Raw genomic sequence first — 1,938 nt, forward strand, 5'->3', positions numbered from 1 at the left:
TAGCGGAGCGTGGCGAGGGCGCCATGCGCCCGAAGCCCGGGGCTTCGCGAAGCGAAGGCCCTTCGAGTCTCGCCTCGGGCACCATACATGCAAAAGAGCGTTCAAGGGGGTTAAGGCCCCCTTTTTCGTGTACGTAATGTGATAACGAGCGGTACGTGTTATTATCGCCAAGGCGTTGTTTCCGCAATGCCCTAAAGAGGAACCCGAGGGTTCCCACCTTTTGGCGCCAATGAGCAGCTGACTGGTCATACAACTTAGATTCTCTTCCTCATATCGAGGATGTCTATGTGTACGACCTGGTTGCAAAAAAGCGCCGGGTTATTTTTTTATGAATGGAGGTAGGGAAAATAGCTAAGTCTGATGACACCCGCATCAACGACGAGATCACTGCATCTTCGTGCCGTTTGATTGGCGTCGATGGCTCTCAGCTCGGCCTGTTCGCCATCCGCGATGCCCAGCGCGTCGCCGACGATCAGGGTCTCGACCTTGTCGAGATCGCTCCCAACGCGGAGCCGCCGGTCTGCAAGGTCATGGACTACGGTAAGTTCAAGTACCAGCAGGCCATGAAGGCCAAGGCTGCTCGTAAGAACCAGTCCAAGGTCGAGGTTAAGGAAATGAAGTTCCGACCCAAGATCGACGTTGGCGACTACGAGACCAAGAAGGGCCACGTTCTGCGTTTCCTCAAGAAGGGCGCACGCGTTAAGATCACCATTATGTTCCGCGGCCGTGAGATGGCTCACCCGGAGCAGGGTCTTAACGTTCTCGAGCGTCTCGCCGAGGATCTTAAGCCTTACGCTACGGTCGAGTCCAAGCCTAAGATGGAAGGCCGTAACATGCTTATGCTGCTCGCCCCGATTAAGGGCGCCTTTGATGAGGATAAAGCGGCAAGTGATACTAAGTAACTAGTGTTCTGTAACCGATTAAGGAGTATTTCATGCCTAAGATGAAGTCCCACAGCGGCACCAAGAAGCGTTTCCGCAAGACTGGTACCGGCAAGCTTATGCGCGCCAAGGCTTTCAAGAGCCACATCCTGAGCAAGAAGTCCACCAAGCGTAAGCGTGGCTTCCGTCAGGAGACCGAGATCGCCGCTGCCGACCGCAAGGTCATCAAGTCGCGTCTCGCCTAAGTTAGCGTTCCCGTTTTTCGTTTAACCGTCTAGGAGTTGATAGAACATGGCACGTATTAAGCGCGCTGTTGCCGCCAAGAAGAAGCGCCGTACCGTTATGCACCGTGCGAAGGGTTACTACGGTGCCGCTTCGCGTACTTACAAGCATGCTAAAGAGCAGGTCCAGCACTCTCTGCAGTATCAGTACCGTGACCGCCGCAATAAGAAGCGCGAGATTCGCTCTCTCTGGATCACCCGTATCAACGCTGCTGCTCGCCTGAACGACATCTCTTACTCTCAGTTCATGCACGGCCTGAAGGTCGCCGGTATCGAGCTCGACCGCAAGGTCCTGGCTCAGATGGCTTACGAGGACATCGAGTCTTTCAACGAGCTGGCTACCATCGCCAAGAAGGCTCTCGAGGCCTAATTGATTCTCTTGAATCGCTAGGGGAGTGTCGCGCTGTGCGCGGCGCTCCCTCTTTTTATCTAAGGCGCTGGTTTATATAGCAAAAGCGCGGGTAGATAGACACTTACAGGTGACCGATCTTTATATATCTCTTAACCGAAGGGTCATCATCTGATACGTGCAGTATTTCTGCACCAGCCTTTCTATTACTTATATAGGAAGCGATATATTGTGTAGGACTTGTGAAGAGTGGAATTGACGTCCCACATCGCTTCGCGGTCTGGCAATATATCTCCTTGCCGCGCGGCCCGGTCGAACCGGGAACCGGCGCAGGCGTGCACCTTGAGAACCGGATACTGCGAGGATGGACACACCAGATGTGTCGCATCCGGGCAGACATCGAACCATTTGAAATGGTCTGACTTGG

General features: G+C 54.0%; 4 protein-coding genes. 3 read left to right on the forward strand and 1 reads right to left on the reverse strand.

The features are described 5' to 3' along the window. Positions 1-332 precede the first annotated feature (332 nt). The 3 genes from infC to rplT are packed head-to-tail and all read left to right on the forward strand — an operon-like array spanning position 333 to position 1,532. Positions 333-902: a translation initiation factor IF-3 gene (gene infC / locus ACTM86_RS08890; protein WP_006234423.1), complete on the forward strand. Its 570-nt coding sequence runs from the start codon at positions 333-335 to the stop codon at positions 900-902. 32 nt (positions 903-934) lie between these two features. Further along, positions 935-1,126: a 50S ribosomal protein L35 gene (gene rpmI / locus ACTM86_RS08895; RefSeq protein WP_006234422.1), complete on the forward strand. Its 192-nt coding sequence runs from the start codon at positions 935-937 to the stop codon at positions 1,124-1,126. A gap of 46 nt (positions 1,127-1,172) precedes the next feature. Continuing rightward, complete coding sequence (gene rplT, locus ACTM86_RS08900; RefSeq protein WP_006234421.1) at positions 1,173-1,532, forward strand: 50S ribosomal protein L20; 360 nt, start codon at positions 1,173-1,175, stop codon at positions 1,530-1,532. A gap of 185 nt (positions 1,533-1,717) precedes the next feature. On the opposite strand, the gene ACTM86_RS08905 is transcribed toward rplT, so the two are convergent. Then, positions 1,718-1,938: hypothetical protein (locus ACTM86_RS08905; RefSeq protein WP_441017477.1), on the reverse strand; the 221-nt coding region annotated here is incomplete at its 5' end.

The organism is Collinsella sp. HCP3S3_E11 (assembly GCF_052067375.1).
Classification (GTDB): domain Bacteria; phylum Actinomycetota; class Coriobacteriia; order Coriobacteriales; family Coriobacteriaceae; genus Collinsella.

What these genes read in the sequence shown, in the direction of transcription:
- rplT (WP_006234421.1), top strand. Translation starts at nt 1,173, where the DNA reads ATGGCACGTATTAAGCGCGCTGTTGCCGCCAAGAAGAAGCGCCGTACC.
- rpmI (WP_006234422.1), top strand. Translation starts at nt 935, where the DNA reads ATGCCTAAGATGAAGTCCCACAGCGGCACCAAGAAGCGTTTCCGCAAG.
- infC (WP_006234423.1), top strand. Translation starts at nt 333, where the DNA reads ATGGAGGTAGGGAAAATAGCTAAGTCTGATGACACCCGCATCAACGAC.